Raw genomic sequence first — 16,421 nt, forward strand, 5'->3', positions numbered from 1 at the left:
GGCGACAATCGGCCGCCGTGGCCGACGACCGGCCGGCGGGCGCCTACGGCACGCCCAGTTCGAAGATGACGTAGTGGGCGTACCAGCCGGAGGCGATCGAGGCCGTGGTGAAGAAGACGATCAGGGTCGGGAGCTTCAGGCGGCTCAGGGCCGCGGCCGGGGCCAGGAGGAGGGGGAAGGCGGGGAGCAGGTAGCGCATGGTGTTGCCGAACATCTGCTGGGTGCCCAGGACCGTGATGATCGTCGCCAGGGTGTAGGCGACCAGGACCAGCGGGGGCCTCTTGCGCAGCATCAGGGCGATGAGGAAGGGCAGCGCCAGGACCAGCTGGAGGGAGAGCAGGTCCGGGGTGGAGAAGGCGAAGGGGTAGTCGCCCCGGCCCACCGCGAGGTTGCGCAGCACGTCCCAGGTGTAGGCGCCGTAGTCGAAGAAGTGGGCCCAGCCCTCGCGCTGGAGGGTGAAGTAGGCCGTGGCCTCGCCGGTGCTCCAGCCGACCCAGGCGATGTAGGAGAGCAGGCCGAGCGGTGCGACGAGCATCGCGTACACGGGGCCGCGTACGCCGTGCTCGCGCCGGGAGGCGGGGCGGGCCAGCGTGACCAGGGCGGCCAGGCCCACCGCGCCGATGAGGACGGCGGACGTGGGGCGGTTCAGGCCGGCCGTGAAGGCGAGCAGGCCCGCCGTCACCCAGCGGCCCTTCATCACGGCGTAGCAGGTCCAGGCGGCGATGGCGACGAACAGGGACTCGGAGTACACCGCCCACTCGACGCCCGCGCCCGGCGCCACCGCCCACAGTCCGGCGGCGACGGTGCCCGCCCGCGCTCCCGCGAGCAGCGAGATCACGGCGTAGATGCCGGCCGCGGCGATGAAGGAGGTGACGACGGAGACCAGGATTCCGGAGCCGTACAGGCCGAGGCCCGTGGTCTCCGAGACCATGCGGATCAGGGCCGGGTAGAGCGGGAAGAAGGCGACCGAGTTCTGCTGGACCGTGAACAGGCCGTCCGAGTCGAGCCGGACCAGGGAGGGGCTGTAGCCGTGCTCGGCGACCTGGAGGTACCACCAGCCGTCCCAGGTGGCCAGCACGTCCCACCAGTGGGCGCCGCCGCCGAAGCGCGGGTTCTTCCCCCGGAAGTCCCCGGCGTGGGTGAGGAGGGTGGCGAAGATCCCGAGGCCGACGAGTTTCGTGACGCCGTAGAGCGCCAGCGGGGCCAGGTAGGGCCGGGCCCCGGGCGGGAGGGCGGGGAGCCGGCTCCGCCAGGAGCGTGCCGCCCCCTCGCCGCCGGCGGGCCGTTCGCCGGTGCCGTCCGGCCCGCCGGTCGCCGTGTCGTCGGCAGCCGTGTCCATGGCTGTCATCCCCCTCGGGCCACCCTCAACCGTCCATTGCTGCCATAAGATCGCACAAGAGTCGCACATCTGTACTCAAGGTCATGAGGAGGGAGGCGCGGTGCCCGAGGGACGGGACGCGGAGCAGCATCCACCGGTCGTGCTGTCGGTCGTCATTCCGATGTTCAACGAGGAAGACGTCCTGCCCGCGCTGGTCACCAGGCTCCGTCCGGTCCTCACGGAGCTGGGCGTCCCCCACGAGGTCGTCGCCGTCGACGACGGCAGCGGCGACCGCACGGCGGAGCTGCTGGAGGCCTTCCGGCTGGGCTGGCCGGAACTGCGCGTGGTCGCGCTGCGGCGCAACTCCGGCCATCAGGCGGCCCTCACGGCGGGCCTTGACCGGGCCCACGGCGCCTACGTGGTCAGCCTGGACGCCGACCTCCAGGACCCGCCGGAGAAGATCCCCGACATGCTGGCGCTGGCCCGCGCGGAGGGCCTCGACATTGTCTACGGCGTGCGCGCGGACCGCAGCAGCGACTCGGGGTTCAAGCGGTGGACGGCGGGCTTCTACTACCGGCTCATGCGGCGCCTGGCCGGCCCCTCGGTCCCCGCCCAGGCGGGCGACTTCCGGCTGCTCAGCCGGGCCGCGGTGGACGCCCTCAAGGCCCTGCCCGACCAGCAGCGGGTGTACCGGCTGCTGGTGCCCTGGCTGGGCTTCCCGAGCGGGCAGGTGACGTACGAGCGCGCGCCGCGCACGGCGGGCCGCACGAAGTACCCGCTGGGCCGGATGATCCGGCTGGCGGTGGACAGCGTCACCGGCTTCTCCGCGGCCCCGCTGCGCATCGCCACCTGGCTGGGCGCCGGCGCCTTCGTGGTCTGCCTGGGGCTGCTGGTCTACACGCTGACCGCGTTCGCCCTGGGCCGCACGGTGCCCGGCTGGACCTCGCTGTTCACCGGCATCGTCTTCATCGGCGCCGTACAGCTGGTCTGTGTCGGCCTGCTCGGCGAGTATGTCGGGCGCATATACACGGCGGTGCAGAACCGGCCGACCTATTTCGTCCGCCACGACACGGCGGCGGGCGACGAGCCGCGCGTCCCGCTGCCGCGGGCCTGAGGAGGCTTCCGAGTCTTCTGCCGATCGTCTTCTGCCGATCGTCTTCTGTCGATCAGGGCAAAGCGGGGTGAACCGGGCGGTGGCGCCGGTGTCGCCCATTTGTTTTGACCGCAGCGAATGCGCTAGGTACGCTCAGACCTTGTGCCTGGGGTGTGCCCTGGCCCTCGTGCGTGTCTACAGCCGCACCGGGGCCGTGCGTGGCCACCGCATTTCGCGTCTCCTTCCGCCTCGCGGCCGGAGTTCGCGGCTTCGACACACCCGACCGCGTGGGTCGGTGACGTTCCAGGTTAGCTTCACCATTCGGCACACAGAAACCGGAGAAGTAGTGCCTACGATCCAGCAGCTGGTCCGGAAGGGCCGGCAGGACAAGGTCGAGAAGAACAAGACGCCCGCACTCGAGGGTTCGCCCCAGCGTCGTGGCGTCTGCACGCGTGTGTTCACGACCACCCCGAAGAAGCCGAACTCGGCCCTGCGTAAGGTCGCGCGTGTGCGTCTGACCAGTGGGATCGAGGTCACCGCTTACATTCCGGGTGAGGGGCACAACCTGCAGGAGCACTCCATCGTGCTCGTGCGCGGCGGCCGTGTGAAGGACCTGCCGGGTGTTCGCTACAAGATCATCCGCGGTTCGCTTGACACCCAGGGTGTGAAGAACCGCAAGCAGGCCCGCAGCCGCTACGGCGCCAAGAAGGAGAAGTAAGAATGCCTCGTAAGGGCCCCGCCCCGAAGCGCCCGGTCATCATCGACCCGGTCTACGGTTCTCCTCTGGTGACCTCCCTGATCAACAAGGTGCTGCTGAACGGCAAGCGCTCCACCGCCGAGCGCATCGTCTACGGCGCCATGGAGGGCCTGCGCGAGAAGACCGGCAACGACCCGGTCATCACGCTCAAGCGCGCTCTCGAGAACATCAAGCCGACCCTCGAGGTCAAGTCCCGCCGTGTCGGTGGCGCGACCTACCAGGTCCCGATCGAGGTCAAGCCGGGCCGTGCGAACACGCTCGCCCTGCGCTGGCTGGTCGGTTACTCCCGCGCCCGTCGCGAGAAGACCATGACCGAGCGTCTGCTCAACGAGCTCCTCGACGCCTCCAACGGCCTGGGTGCCGCTGTGAAGAAGCGCGAGGACACGCACAAGATGGCCGAGTCCAACAAGGCCTTCGCGCACTACCGCTGGTAGTCGCTACCCACATCGAGACCGAGAGAAGACTGAAGCCTTATGGCTACCACTTCACTTGACCTGGCCAAGGTCCGCAACATCGGGATCATGGCCCACATCGACGCGGGCAAGACGACCACCACCGAGCGGATCCTGTTCTACACCGGCGTCTCGTACAAGATCGGTGAGGTCCACGACGGCGCCGCCACGATGGACTGGATGGAGCAGGAGCAGGAGCGTGGCATCACGATCACGTCTGCTGCGACCACCTGTCACTGGCCGCTCGAGGACAACGACTACACGATCAACATCATCGACACCCCGGGACACGTCGACTTCACCGTCGAGGTGGAGCGTTCCCTGCGGGTGCTCGACGGTGCCGTGACCGTGTTCGACGGTGTCGCCGGTGTCGAGCCGCAGTCCGAGACGGTGTGGCGTCAGGCCGACCGTTACGGCGTGCCCCGCATCTGCTTCGTGAACAAGCTGGACCGCACCGGCGCCGAGTTCCACCGCTGCGTGGACATGATCTCGGACCGCCTGGGCGCCCAGCCGCTGGTCATGCAGCTCCCGATCGGTGCCGAGGCCGACTTCCAGGGCGTCGTGGACCTGGTCCGCATGAAGGCGCTCGTGTGGTCCGCCGACGCGGCCAAGGGCGAGATGTACGACACCGTCGACATCCCGGCCACGCACACCGAGGCCGCCGAGGAGTGGCGCGGCAAGCTGGTCGAGGCCGTCGCGGAGAACGACGAAGAGGTCATGGAGCTGTTCCTGGAGGGCCAGGAGCCCACCGAGGAGCAGCTGTACGCCGCGATCCGTCGCATCACCATCGCCTCCGGCAAGTCCGAGGACACCACGGTCACCCCGGTGTTCTGCGGCACCGCGTTCAAGAACAAGGGCGTCCAGCCCCTGCTCGACGCGGTCGTGCGCTACCTGCCGACCCCGCTCGACGTCGAGGCCATCGAGGGCCACGACGTCAAGGACCCCGAGGTCGTCGTCAAGCGCAAGCCGTCGGAGGAGGAGCCCCTCTCCGCCCTCGCGTTCAAGATCATGAGCGACCCGCACCTCGGCAAGCTCACCTTCGTCCGGGTGTACTCCGGCCGCCTGGTGTCCGGCACCGCGGTGCTGAACTCCGTCAAGGGCCGCAAGGAGCGCATCGGCAAGATCTACCGCATGCACGCCAACAAGCGTGAGGAGATCGAGTCGGTGGGCGCCGGTGACATCGTCGCCGTCATGGGCCTGAAGCAGACCACCACCGGTGAGACGCTGTCCGACGACAAGAGCCCGGTCATCCTGGAGTCCATGGACTTCCCGGCCCCGGTCATCCAGGTCGCCATCGAGCCCAAGTCGAAGGGCGACCAGGAGAAGCTCGGCGTCGCGATCCAGCGCCTGGCCGAGGAGGACCCCTCCTTCCAGGTCCACACCAACGAGGAGACCGGCCAGACCATCATCGGTGGTATGGGCGAGCTGCACCTCGAGGTGCTGGTCGACCGCATGCGCCGTGAGTTCAAGGTCGAGGCCAACGTCGGCAAGCCCCAGGTCGCCTACCGTGAGACGATCCGCAAGACCGTCGAGCGCGTGGACTACACCCACAAGAAGCAGACCGGTGGTACCGGTCAGTTCGCCAAGGTGCAGATCGCGATCGAGCCGATCGAGGGCGGCGACGCCTCGTACGAGTTCGTGAACAAGGTCACCGGTGGCCGCATCCCGAAGGAGTACATCCCTTCGGTGGACGCCGGTGCGCAGGAGGCCATGCAGTTCGGCATCCTGGCCGGCTACGAGATGACGGGCGTCCGCGTCACGCTCATCGACGGTGGCTACCACGAGGTCGACTCCTCCGAGCTCGCCTTCAAGATCGCCGGTTCGCAGGCCTTCAAGGAGGCCGCGCGCAAGGCTTCGCCCGTGCTGCTCGAGCCGATGATGGCCGTCGAGGTCACCACGCCCGAGGACTACATGGGCGACGTCATCGGCGACATCAACTCCCGCCGTGGCCAGATCCAGGCCATGGAGGAGCGGATGGGTGCCCGCGTCGTGAAGGGCCTCGTGCCGCTGTCGGAGATGTTCGGCTACGTCGGAGACCTCCGCAGCAAGACGTCGGGTCGCGCAAGCTACTCGATGCAGTTCGACTCCTACGCCGAGGTTCCCCGGAACGTCGCCGAGGAGATCATCGCGAAGGCCAAGGGCGAGTAACGGGCTACTCCGTTCAACGGACCCCGTGAACACGCTTTAGGCTTGACCCCGGAGCCTGCATGGGGCATTCCGCCGCGAACCCGGCGGAATGCCCCCGGCACCCGGGCTTTCCAGCAAAGATCACCTGGCGCCGATGAGTAAGGCGTACAGAACCACTCCACAGGAGGACCCCAGTGGCGAAGGCGAAGTTCGAGCGGACTAAGCCGCACGTCAACATCGGCACCATCGGTCACATCGACCACGGTAAGACGACCCTCACGGCCGCCATTACCAAGGTGCTGCACGACGCGTACCCGGACATCAACGAGGCGTCGGCGTTCGACCAGATCGACAAGGCTCCCGAAGAGCGCCAGCGCGGTATCACCATCTCGATCGCGCACGTCGAGTACCAGACCGAGGCGCGTCACTACGCCCACGTCGACTGCCCCGGTCACGCGGACTACATCAAGAACATGATCACGGGTGCCGCGCAGATGGACGGCGCCATCCTCGTGGTCGCCGCCACCGACGGCCCGATGCCGCAGACCAAGGAGCACGTGCTCCTGGCCCGCCAGGTCGGCGTTCCGTACATCGTCGTCGCCCTGAACAAGGCCGACATGGTGGACGACGAGGAGATCCTGGAGCTCGTCGAGCTCGAGGTGCGTGAGCTGCTCTCCGAGTACGAGTTCCCGGGCGACGACGTTCCGGTCGTCAAGGTCTCCGCTCTGAAGGCCCTCGAGGGCGACAAGGAGTGGGGCAACTCGGTCCTCGAGCTCATGAAGGCCGTGGACGAGGCCATCCCGGAGCCCGAGCGCGACGTCGACAAGCCGTTCCTGATGCCGATCGAGGACGTCTTCACGATCACCGGTCGTGGCACCGTCGTCACCGGTCGTATCGAGCGCGGCATCCTCAAGGTCAACGAGACCGTCGACATCATCGGCATCAAGACCGAGAAGACCACCACCACGGTCACCGGTATCGAGATGTTCCGCAAGCTGCTCGACGAGGGCCAGGCCGGTGAGAACGTCGGTCTGCTGCTCCGCGGCATCAAGCGCGAGGACGTCGAGCGCGGCCAGGTCATCATCAAGCCGGGCTCGGTCACCCCGCACACCGAGTTCGAGGCCCAGGCCTACATCCTGTCGAAGGACGAGGGTGGCCGTCACACCCCCTTCTTCAACAACTACCGTCCGCAGTTCTACTTCCGTACGACGGACGTGACCGGCGTCGTGACCCTCCCCGAGGGCACCGAGATGGTCATGCCGGGTGACAACACCGAGATGAAGGTGGAGCTCATCCAGCCCGTCGCCATGGAAGAGGGCCTGAAGTTCGCCATCCGCGAGGGTGGCCGGACCGTGGGCGCCGGCCAGGTCACCAAGATCAACAAGTAAGCTCCGCTTGCTTGTCGGTCGACCCGACCTGACATGGGCTGATGCCTGAAGGGGCCCGTACGACTTCGGTCGTACGGGCCCCTTCGTCGTGCTGGTGGCCGCGGGCGTGTCACGCGCGGACGACCGGGCGGCGGCGGGCCGCCAGGGCGGCGGACCCGAGCGAGGCCGCCACGGCCAGCGCCGCGCAGAGGCCCGCGGTGGTGGCGACGGCCGCCCACGGGATCACCGGTGCGGCGGGTACCGCGAGCAGGTGCAGGGCCGCCCCCATGCCCGCCAGGTTGAGGCCGGTCACCAGCAGACCCAGCAGGGTGCCCACGGCGGCGACCGTCAGGGACTCCACGGCGAGCAGCCGCAGCACCTGCCCGTCGGTGGCGCCGGCGAGGCGCAGGACCGCCAGGTCGCGGACCCGGTCGGACGTCGCCATCAGCATCGTGTTGACCACGGAGATCCCCGTGTAGAGCAGGGCGATGCCCAGGACCAGGAAGAGACCGGCCCGCGTCGCGCCCCGGGAACCGGGAGCGGCGGCCGCGGCCCACTCGTCCCCGCTCGACACCCGTCCGCCCACCGGCGCCACCGCCCCGCGCAGCCCGGCGGCCACCGGGTCGGCGTCGGCGCCGTCGGCGAGGGCGACGTCCACCCGGTCGACCGGGGCACCGGCGGCGTTGGCCGCGGTGACGTAGACGCCGTTGTCACCGGTGCCGGTGTGCATCACGGCGGCGATGCGCAGGGTCTTCGGCGTGCCGTCCCCGAGCCGGACCCGTACCCGCCGGCCGACCGTGTGCTCCTCCCACTCCTCGTTCACGACGATCGAGTGGTCGTCGAGGTCGGACACCTTCCCCGCGGCGAGCGGGAGGCGGGTCGTGGCCGTGAGGGCCTCGGGGGCGGCGACGGCACGCGCGTCGGACCTGATGAGGGCCGCACCGTCCTCAAGGACGTACACCGCGCTCGACGAGGTCGGGGAGATCTCCGTCCCCGGCACCGCGCGCAGGCGGTCCACGGTCGCCGCGTCGAGGCCCGCACCGGACGGGGCCGTGACCACGAAGGCGGCGGCGGTGCGCTCCCGGACCTCGGCGGCCTTCGCCTCGTCCAGGGTCGCGACGGCGCCGAGCAGGGAGCCCGCGAGCGCGACCGTGACCAGCACCGGCGCCGCGACGGCCGCGGTACGGCGGACACCGGCCACCGTGTTCTCCCGGGCCAGCAGGCCCGTGGCGCCCGGCAGCCGGGACGGCAGCCAGGTGAGCAGGCGAGCCGTCGGGCGCACCACGACCGGTGCGAGCAGCGCGGCCGCGGCGATCAGCGGCATCGGGCGGCTCACATACGTCTTGCGGTGCAGCAGGTCGCCGGGGTCGCCCACCAGGGCGAGTACGAGCGTGACCAGCGCGGTCAGCAGCAGCCCCGCCCCGCACACCCACCGGCCCCGGGTCATCGTCCCGGTGTCGACGGCGGCCTCGCGCAGCGCCTCAACGGGACCGGTGCGCCCCGCCCGCCACGCCGCCGCCGTGGCGCCGCACAGGGCGACGACGAGCCCCGTCCAGAAGGCCGCGTGGTACGGCCAGGTGTGGTCGCCGATGGCGAACCAGGCCGGTGCCAGCCCCTCCTCGACCACCCGGTCCGCCAGCCGCGGCGCGGCGTACGCGCCGAGCACGCAGCCGGTCGCGGAGGCGAGCACACCGACCCCGAGGGCCTCGGCCAGCACCGTCCGGCGCAGCTGCCCCGGCGTCGCCCCGGCCGTGCGCAGCAGCCCGAACTCCCGGCGCCGCTGAGCCACCGCGAAGGCGAACGTGGACGCCACGACGAACACCGACACGAACGCGGTGACGCCACCGGCCGTGCCGAACAGGGCGTTCAGGGCGGTCACCGCCTCGCGCTCCCGGTCGGGACCGGCGTCCGCGTACCGCCGGTCGTCCCCGGTGAGCACCCGGACGCCCGCGCTGCCCGGCACCGAGTCCCGTACGGCGTCCCGCACCGCGCGCCGTACGGCGGACGCCTGGGCGTCGACGGCCAGCTGCACGCTGACCGGGGCGAGGGCGGCGGCCCGCGCGTCGGTGAAGAAGACGGCGTCCTCGAAACCGAGGCGGGGCACGGTCCCCACCACCCGCAGCGTGCCCCGGTCCGTGCGCAGCCGCTCGCCCGGCCCGGCCCGGCCGCCGGTGACGACGACCTCGTCGGCGGTGCGGGGCGCGCGGCCGGCGTCGATGCGGTACGGGGCGAACGCGGCGGTCGACCACGGGTGGCCCACCAGGTCGCCGGGGCCGTGCCCGCCGCCCCGTACACGCACCGGGAAGGACCGGTCCTCGACGACGGTGCCGAGGCCCTTCAGCCGGGCCACGAGCGCCGCCGGCACGGGGCGCGGCCGCGCCAGCTCCTTCGTGAGGTCCCCGGAGGGCGTCGGCACCCGCAGGGTGTCCTGGCCCCGGACCACGACGGGCGCGGCGGCGAACCGCTCCGGTTTCCGGTCGGGCGCGTCCAGCGTGGAGGCCAGTGCCAGCCCCGACACGGCCAGCAGGGCGACACCGAGCGACAGCGCGACGAAGCTGCCGGTGAAGGCGACCCAACGGGTGCGCAGGGTGTACAGGGCGGTGGTCAGCACGGGGCCGTCTCCAGGCGGGTCAGGTGGGCGGCGACGGTGTCGGCGCTCGGGGCCGACAGCTCGCCGTGCACCCGGCCGTCGACGAGGAACAGCACGCGGTCGCCGTAGGAGGCGGCCACCGGATCGTGGGTGACCATGACCACCGTCCGGCCCTCGCCGTCGGCCATGGCGCGCAGCAGGGCCAGCACCTCCCGGCCGGCGCGCGAGTCCAGCGCCCCCGTCGGCTCGTCGGCGAACAGCACCTCCGGGCGGGTGATCAGCGCGCGGGCCAGGGCGACGCGTTGCTGCTGGCCGCCGGACAGCTCGGCGGGCCGGTGCCGGGCGCGGTCGGCCAGACCGACCTGGCGCAGCGCCTCGCGCACCCGGTCCCGCGGCGGGCGGCGTCCGGCCAGCCGCAGAGGGAGCGCCACGTTCTGCGCGGCGGTCAGCGACGGCAGCAGGTTGAACGCCTGGAAGACGAAGCCGACGCGTTCCCGGCGCAGCAGGGTCAGCCGCCGCCGGCTCAGCCCCGTCAGCTCCGTGCCGCCGACGACGACCGATCCCGACGTGGGCCGGTCCAGTCCGGCGGCGCACTGGAGCAGTGTCGACTTGCCCGAGCCCGAGGGGCCCATGACGGCGGTGAAGCTGCCGCGGCGGAAGGAGAGGGACACGTCGTCGAGGGCGGTCACGGTGCCGTCGCCCGCGCCGTACCGTCTGCTGACGGAACTCAGTCGGATCGCGTCGTCGCTGGTCATCAGTCTCCACTTCCCGCTGTTTCGAGCTGTTTCGAGCTGTTTCGAGCTGTTCGAGCTGGTCGATGGGGTGCCCGGTGCGCCAACGAAACCGTGCGGGGCGGCACCGGCGCAGTGCGGCAGGGGCTAGAGCGGAGGTATGGCCTGCCCTACCCCCGTTGCTCCGCCTGGGCCGATGGCCGCGCCGCCCGTGGCGGTCCTACGGTGAGCCGCATGCGCTCTCGCGACCTGTGGCAGGCCCTGTCCGCCCGCCGCTATCTGCTCTCCGCCTGGCCGTGGCGGGCGACCGCCTACCTGGTGACCGGGGCGGTGGCCGGCGCCGCGACCCTGGTGGGGCTCGCGGTCGCCCTCGTCGTCGGGGGTGTCCTCACCGTGGTGCTGGTGGGGCTGCCGCTGCTGGTGCTCACCGCCCTCGCCGGGATCCCCCTGGCCCGTCTGGAGCGGCGGCGGCTGCGCCTGATCGACCGCGCTCCCGCCCCCGCCCGGCCGGTACGGCAGCCGCCCGCCACCGGGCCGTGGCCCTGGCTGATCACCCGGCTGCGCGAGCGGGCGACCTGGCGGGAGCTGGGCCACGCGCTGCTGTTCGCCCTGCTGCTCTGGCCACTGGACGCCCTGGCCGTCGCCCTCGCCCTGGCGGCACCCCTCCATCTCGCCGCCACCCCGCTGGTGATGGCCACGGCCGGCGGGGGAGAGGAGGCGAAGGTCCTCAAGCAGTGGACGGTCGCCACCTGGCCGGCCGCGTCCGGCGTCGCCGCGCTCGGGCTGCTGCTCCTCGCCCTGGGCGGCTACGCGCTGGGCCTGGCGGCGGGCGTGCGGGCCGAGCTGGCCCGGGTGCTCGTGGGCGCCCCGGGCGAGGGCGATCCGGAGGCCAGGGTCGTCGAACTCACCCGCTCCCGGGCCCGGTTGGTGGACGCCTTCGAGGCCGAGCGGCGCCGCATCGAACGCGACCTGCACGACGGTGCCCAGCAGCGCCTGGTCGCCCTGACGATGGCCCTCGGCCTGGCCCGCCTGGACGCGCCGCCCGGTCCGCTGGCCGACCAGCTGGCCAAGGCGCACGGGGAGGCGGGCCGGGCCCTGGAGGAACTGCGCGAGCTGATCCACGGCATCCACCCCAAGGTCCTCGCCGACTACGGCTTGCCCGCGGCGGTCGCCGACGCCGCCGACCGCTCCGCCGTCCCCGTCGACGTCGCCCTGGAACTGCCCGGACGGCTGCCCCGGGCGGTGGAGGCCGCCGCCTACTTCGTGGTCCGCGAGGCCCTCGCCAACGTCGGCAGGCACAGCGGCGCCGACCGCGCGGAGGTGACCGGCGGCCACCGCGACGGACGGCTCCTCCTGCGCGTCCGGGACGACGGCCGGGGCGGGGCCGACGTCGCGGCGGGCAGCGGGCTGACCGGACTCGCCGACCGGGTGTCGGTCCTGGATGGCAGACTCTCCCTGTCCAGCCCGCCGGGCGGACCGACCCTGCTGAGCGTGGAGATTCCTTGCGAGTGGACCGAACGCTCCGGGTAGTGCTCGCCGAGGACAGCGTGCTGCTGCGGGACGGCCTGACCGGCCTGCTGGCCCGCTTCGGCCACCAGGTCGTGGCGGCGGTCGGCGACGCGGAGGCACTCGTCGCAGCGGTCACGGAGCACGTCCCGGACGTCGTCGTCACCGACGTGCGCATGCCGCCCGGCTTCCAGGACGAGGGCCTGCACGCGGCCGTGCGCCTGCGCGAGGAGCGGCCCACCCTGCCCGTGCTGGTCCTCAGCCAGTACGTGCAACGGGCCTACGCGGCCGAGCTGCTGGACTCCGGCGACGGCACCGGCGTCGGCTATCTGCTCAAGGACCGCGTCGGCCAGGTCGAGGAGTTCGTCGACGCGCTGGCCGAGGTCGCGGCGGGCGGCACGGTCGTCGACCCGGAGGTGGTACGCCAGTTGCTGCGCCGCCGCCGGGACCCGCTGGAGCGGCTCAGCCCGCGCGAGCGGGAGGTGCTCGCCCTGATCGCTGAGGGCCGGTCCAACGCGGCCATCGCCCGTCAACTCGTCGTCTCCGAGGCGGCCGTGGGCAAGCACATCGGCAGCATCCTCGCCAAGCTCGACCTGCCCCCGGCGACCGAGACACACCGCAGGGTGCTGGCGGTGCTGACGTATCTGCGGGGCTGACGCGGTTCCGCGTCGCATGCGGACGTAGGTGTACGGATTTGGTCACGAATCCTGCACGGGACGGCACTTCACCTCCACACGGCGGCACGATTGATCGCCGGGGGCCCGCCCCGGCGGTGGTCCCGGCCCGTACCCACTCGGCACCGCTACCAGGAAAGTGAGCCCGTGAATTCCGTCCCGCCCCCCGACCGTTCCGACGACGAACCGGCCCCCTCGATCTCCGACGAGCAGTTGGAGGCGTTCCTGCGGGAGGCCGCCGACGGCGGTGGTGGCTCCGCGCCCAAGGAGCCGTCGGCGCGGGCGCGGATGGTGGCCCGGCGGTTGCGCGGGGAGGCGGAGCCGACGCCCTGGCGGGCCCCGCAGGGCAACCCGAAGGGCGACGGCCGCGAACGCCGGCGCCTGGTGGGCACGGTGGTCGGCGTGGTGGTGCTGGCGGCGCTCGCCGTCGTCGCCGTACGGCCGTCCCTGGTCCTGGACCGGCTGCTCGGCGGGGACGACGCCTCCGCGTCGCCGACCCTGTCGGCCGAGTCGGCGCGGCCGACCGGCGCCCCCGGGGAGGCGGCCGGGGCGGAGCGCGCCACGCGCGAGCACCCGTTCCGCGGCTCGCCCGCCGAGCGGTGGGCCGAGGGCGCCGACGCCATCGAGGTACCGGCGGCGAAGCCGCTGTCCGGCATGAGCAAGGACGACGTGGCGTTCGCGCTGCGCCGCACCAAGGAGCTGCTGGTCGCCGCCAATCTGGACCCCGCCGTACTGCGCGGGGAACGGCCGGACGAGGCGCTGGACGTGCTCGACCCGAAGCAGCCGGAGCTGCTGCCCAAGCTGCGCCGCTCGCTGAGCGACCCGGACGCGGACCACGACCCGCTCCGGCTCTTCACCCGCTTCGACCCGGACGAGACCCGCCTGGTCGGCGACGTCGTGAAGGTCCGCGGCCGCATGACGCTCGCCGCGGGCGAACCGGGCGTGGTGAAGGTCAACGCGGACTACACCTTCGTCTACCCGCTGGTCCGGGCCGACGACGCCGACGGGCCGGTCGCCCGCACGATCATCCGCCGCGTCCTCACCCTGACCCTGAACGACCCGGCGAAGTGGAACGTGACCGAGGGCAAGCTCCTGGTGGAGAAGTACTTCTCCGAGTACGGCAACACCGACTGCGACGTCTACGACGGCTACCTGCACCCCGGCTTCCCCGACGACGACGGTCCGGGCGGCGCGCGGCCCACCGGCCCGCTGACCGACCCCTACGACCGGAGCCGCCCCCTGACCGGCTCCGGTCCGGGAGGCTGCGGCCAGGTCACCCGTACCTGACGCGGACACGGACGCGGACGTGACCGGGCCCGGGCGCTCTCCCTCACGCACGCCCGGACCCGTCCCCCGTTGTCCCCTGTGGGGGTCAGTGGGGTGTCACACTCGCTGCCACAGCGCCGGAACGTTCGCCGGCGTCCAGCCCGGCTGGGCCTGGTGGCCCTGGAGGCAGCGGTAGGTGGCGCCGCCGTACGTCACGGTGTCGCCCGCCTGGTACACGGTGCCGGCCGCCCAGGTGCCGCCGGGCTCGCCGGGCTCCTCGCCGCCGTCGTCGCCGCCGGTGGTCTTGAGCGTGAGCCCGTAGTTCTGGAGCAGCGCGTTGATCGGCTGGAAGAAGGTCTCGCCGCCGGAGCGGCAGTCGCCCGAACCGCCCGAGGTGACGCCCTGCGCCTGGCTGCCGGAGATGTAGGAGCCGCCGGAGTCACCGGGCTCCGCGCACACCGTGGTCTTGGTGACCGGGGAGATGGTGCCCTCCGGGTAGGTGACGCTGGTGTTGTGCTGCGTGACGGTGCCGCAGTGCCAGCCGGTCGTCGAGCCGGACCGGCACACGGAGGCACCGACCGGAGACACCGTGGAACCGGTGACCTGGACGTTCTGCCCACCGGCGCCGAGCACGTACGGGGTCGCCGTCCACTGGGAGTTGGTGGCCACCCACGCCATGTCGCGGCCCGGGAAGATCGAGCCCTGGAAGGTGCCCTGGGCCACCCGGTTGGCGCCCGTGGTGCTGGAGCCGGCCCGGCCGCAGTGGCCCGCGGTGGCGAAGCCCTGCTGGGTGCCCTTGGTGATCGGGAAGCCGATCGAGCAGCGGCTGCTGTTGTTGATGTAGTACGCCTCGCCGCCGCGCAGGTCGTAGAAGGTGCGGGGCCGCTCGGTGCGGTCCTTCACGCGGGCGAGGGACCCGTCGACACCGGCGGCCGTCAGCAGCGAACGCGCCGCGGCCGGGCGGATCGCCTCGACGACGACGGTGTTGGTGCGCGTGTCGACGTACCAGACGGGCGCGTCGGCGGTGTTCACACCGGCCGCCGCCTTGTCCAGGCGGGCCTTGGCCGCGTCCAGGTCGGCGAGCGAGTGGCGCACGACCTTCGCCTCGGCGCCCCGCGCCTCGATCGCGGCGACGTCGCCCGCGTCGGTCGTCGCCACGGTCAGGGTGCCGGACTCGGCACCGCGCACCCACGCGCCCGCGAAGTCCCCGCCGAGCGCGGCCCGCAGCCGGCCCGCCGTGGCGCCCGCCTCGGCCTCGTTGACGAGGCGGCGCTCCGCCTGCCGGCGGTCGAGGCCGAGGTCCCGCTGCATGGCCTTGAGGAGAGCGGGCGGCGCGGCGTCGGTGCGCAGCGTCTCGGCCGCGGTGGGGGCGGAGCCGGCGGGTGCCGTCCCGGCGCTCGCGGAGCCGCTGAGCCCGGCCACGAGCAGGGCCGCGGTCGCGGCGACGGCGGCACCCATGGCTCTGTGGTGTCGGTGTCGGTGGGGCATGGGGGATCTCCTCGGTCTCGGTGGGGAGGTGCCGAAACCGTAGGGAGGGGCGACCGGCCGCCATAAGAGGTCAGTCGTCCCTCTCCCCGGTGTTATGGAACGCGGTGGGCCGACATCCACTCCGTGTAGCTGTCGCTGTTCGCCGCCACGCTCGCGTGCGCCATGCGCGCCTGCGAGAGCACCGCGGCGGCGGTGTCCTGCCGCTGCGTCGCCGCGTGCCAGCCGAGCAGGTGCCGCCAGGTCAGCGGGGTGTCGGCCAGGGGCCGGGTCACGATTCCGGGGGTGGTCGGGAAGGTCGCCCGGCACAGCCCGACCGCCCGCCCCACCTGCACCAGGTGCACGAGGGACGCGGTGTCCGTCTCGTACATGCGGCGCGGGGTGAAACCGGCCCGGGCGCACGACGCGGTGAAGCAGTCGCCGAAGCAGCCGTCGCCGGGTACGCACGCCCACTCCTCGTCGGCCAGCGCGGTCAGGTCCACCTCCGCGCGGTGGGCCAGCGGGTGGCCGTCGGTCATCATGACGAACACCGGGTCGACGGCGACCTCCCGCCACACCAGACCCTCGCCGGGGGGCGGCGCGGCGGTGCCGCAGGTCCCGGCCAGCGCGAAGTCCAGCCGCCCCTCGGCGAGCTGCCCGGCCAGCTCCCGCTCGGACCAGGAGGTGCAGGTCGTCATCCGGGCGTCCGGCGCCACACCGGCCAGCCGGTCGAGCAGGGCGCCCAGTAAGGGCCCGTGGGTGCCGCCGATCCGCAGCCGCTCCGCCGTGCGCGGCGCCCGGGCGAACCGGGCCGCCTCCTGCTGCAGCTCGGTCACCGCCGGGAGCACGATCCGGCTCCGCTCCAGCACCAGCTCGCCCAGCGCGGTGGCCCGCACGCCGTGCCGGCCGCGCACGAACAGCGCGCCGCCCAGGGCCCGTTCGATCCGCTTGAGCTGTGCGCTCAACGCGGGCTGTGCGAGACCGAGAGCCGTCGCCGCCCTGGTGAGGCTGCCGGCGTCGGCGATGGCCCGGACCGTCTTGAGATGCCGCAACTCCAGCTCCATGAGGGGAGCTTG

Annotated in this window: 13 protein-coding genes; 8 read left to right on the top strand and 5 right to left on the bottom strand. The window is 72.3% G+C overall.

Annotated elements, in window-relative coordinates; all coding sequences use genetic code 11:
* Positions 1–43: 43 nt before the first annotated feature.
* Positions 44–1,339, bottom strand: a complete 1,296-nt coding sequence (locus tag ACFV9J_RS01545) for a hypothetical protein (protein WP_385348186.1) — start codon at positions 1,337–1,339, stop codon at positions 44–46.
* Between the two features lie 100 nt (positions 1,340–1,439).
* Here ACFV9J_RS01545 and ACFV9J_RS01550 point away from each other — a divergent pair, with 100 nt between their 5' ends.
* The 5 genes from ACFV9J_RS01550 (at position 1,440) to tuf (ending at position 7,135) form a co-directional block, all read left to right on the top strand.
* The gene (locus ACFV9J_RS01550) at positions 1,440–2,432 is read left to right on the top strand and encodes a glycosyltransferase family 2 protein (protein WP_385348189.1); all 993 of its coding nucleotides are present in this window, start codon (positions 1,440–1,442) and stop codon (positions 2,430–2,432) included.
* 325 nt (positions 2,433–2,757) lie between these two features.
* The gene (gene rpsL / locus ACFV9J_RS01555) at positions 2,758–3,129 is read left to right on the top strand and encodes a 30S ribosomal protein S12 (RefSeq protein ID WP_003948652.1); all 372 of its coding nucleotides are present in this window, start codon (positions 2,758–2,760) and stop codon (positions 3,127–3,129) included.
* Positions 3,130–3,131: 2 nt separating this feature from the next.
* Complete coding sequence (rpsG, locus tag ACFV9J_RS01560) at positions 3,132–3,602, top strand: 30S ribosomal protein S7 (protein WP_003974303.1); 471 nt, start codon at positions 3,132–3,134, stop codon at positions 3,600–3,602.
* A 39-nt stretch (positions 3,603–3,641) separates the two neighbouring features.
* Positions 3,642–5,768 (top strand): elongation factor G, encoded by a 2,127-nt coding sequence (gene fusA, locus ACFV9J_RS01565; protein ID WP_385348194.1) that lies wholly within the window; start codon positions 3,642–3,644, stop codon positions 5,766–5,768.
* A gap of 173 nt (positions 5,769–5,941) precedes the next feature.
* Positions 5,942–7,135, top strand: coding sequence for an elongation factor Tu (gene tuf, locus ACFV9J_RS01570; RefSeq protein ID WP_385348197.1), 1,194 nt, complete (start codon positions 5,942–5,944; stop codon positions 7,133–7,135).
* 109 nt (positions 7,136–7,244) lie between these two features.
* On the opposite strand, the gene ACFV9J_RS01575 is transcribed toward tuf, so the two are convergent.
* Entirely contained in the window at positions 7,245–9,725 is a 2,481-nt protein-coding gene (locus ACFV9J_RS01575; protein WP_385348200.1) for an ABC transporter permease, read from the bottom strand.
* Complete coding sequence (locus ACFV9J_RS01580) at positions 9,719–10,459, bottom strand: ABC transporter ATP-binding protein (RefSeq protein ID WP_385348203.1); 741 nt, start codon at positions 10,457–10,459, stop codon at positions 9,719–9,721. The genes ACFV9J_RS01575 and ACFV9J_RS01580 overlap by 7 nt, the downstream gene beginning before the upstream one ends.
* Positions 10,460–10,669: 210 nt before the next feature.
* Here ACFV9J_RS01580 and ACFV9J_RS01585 point away from each other — a divergent pair, with 210 nt between their 5' ends.
* The 3 genes from ACFV9J_RS01585 (at position 10,670) to ACFV9J_RS01595 (ending at position 13,902) form a co-directional block, all read left to right on the top strand.
* Positions 10,670–11,965, top strand: coding sequence for a sensor histidine kinase (locus ACFV9J_RS01585; RefSeq protein WP_385348206.1), 1,296 nt, complete (start codon positions 10,670–10,672; stop codon positions 11,963–11,965).
* Positions 11,965–12,597: a response regulator gene (locus ACFV9J_RS01590; RefSeq protein WP_385348865.1), complete on the top strand. Its 633-nt coding sequence runs from the start codon at positions 11,965–11,967 to the stop codon at positions 12,595–12,597. Before ACFV9J_RS01585 ends, ACFV9J_RS01590 begins: the two co-directional genes overlap by 1 nt.
* 165 nt (positions 12,598–12,762) lie before the next feature.
* A complete protein-coding gene (locus ACFV9J_RS01595; RefSeq protein ID WP_385348208.1) occupies positions 12,763–13,902 on the top strand; it encodes a hypothetical protein in 1,140 nt (379 codons plus the stop codon).
* A gap of 96 nt (positions 13,903–13,998) precedes the next feature.
* Here ACFV9J_RS01595 and ACFV9J_RS01600 read toward each other — a convergent pair whose 3' ends face one another.
* A complete protein-coding gene (locus ACFV9J_RS01600; RefSeq protein WP_385348211.1) occupies positions 13,999–15,369 on the bottom strand; it encodes an alpha-lytic protease prodomain-containing protein in 1,371 nt (456 codons plus the stop codon).
* Positions 15,370–15,461: 92 nt separating this feature from the next.
* The gene (locus tag ACFV9J_RS01605; protein WP_385348214.1) at positions 15,462–16,409 is read right to left on the bottom strand and encodes a LysR substrate-binding domain-containing protein; all 948 of its coding nucleotides are present in this window, start codon (positions 16,407–16,409) and stop codon (positions 15,462–15,464) included.
* Positions 16,410–16,421: the final 12 nt, after the last annotated feature.

This window comes from Streptomyces sp. NPDC059906 (assembly GCF_042730645.1).
GTDB lineage: Bacteria > Actinomycetota > Actinomycetes > Streptomycetales > Streptomycetaceae > Streptomyces > Streptomyces rubrogriseus.

Coding starts and splice junctions, on each gene's coding strand:
- ACFV9J_RS01580 (WP_385348203.1), bottom strand. CDS start 10,459: ATGACCAGCGACGACGCGATCCGACTGAGTTCCGTCAGCAGACGGTAC.
- ACFV9J_RS01600 (WP_385348211.1), bottom strand. CDS start 15,369: ATGCCCCACCGACACCGACACCACAGAGCCATGGGTGCCGCCGTCGCC.
- fusA (WP_385348194.1), top strand. CDS start 3,642: ATGGCTACCACTTCACTTGACCTGGCCAAGGTCCGCAACATCGGGATC.
- ACFV9J_RS01545 (WP_385348186.1), bottom strand. CDS start 1,339: ATGGACACGGCTGCCGACGACACGGCGACCGGCGGGCCGGACGGCACC.
- rpsG (WP_003974303.1), top strand. CDS start 3,132: ATGCCTCGTAAGGGCCCCGCCCCGAAGCGCCCGGTCATCATCGACCCG.
- ACFV9J_RS01585 (WP_385348206.1), top strand. CDS start 10,670: ATGCGCTCTCGCGACCTGTGGCAGGCCCTGTCCGCCCGCCGCTATCTG.
- ACFV9J_RS01605 (WP_385348214.1), bottom strand. CDS start 16,409: ATGGAGCTGGAGTTGCGGCATCTCAAGACGGTCCGGGCCATCGCCGAC.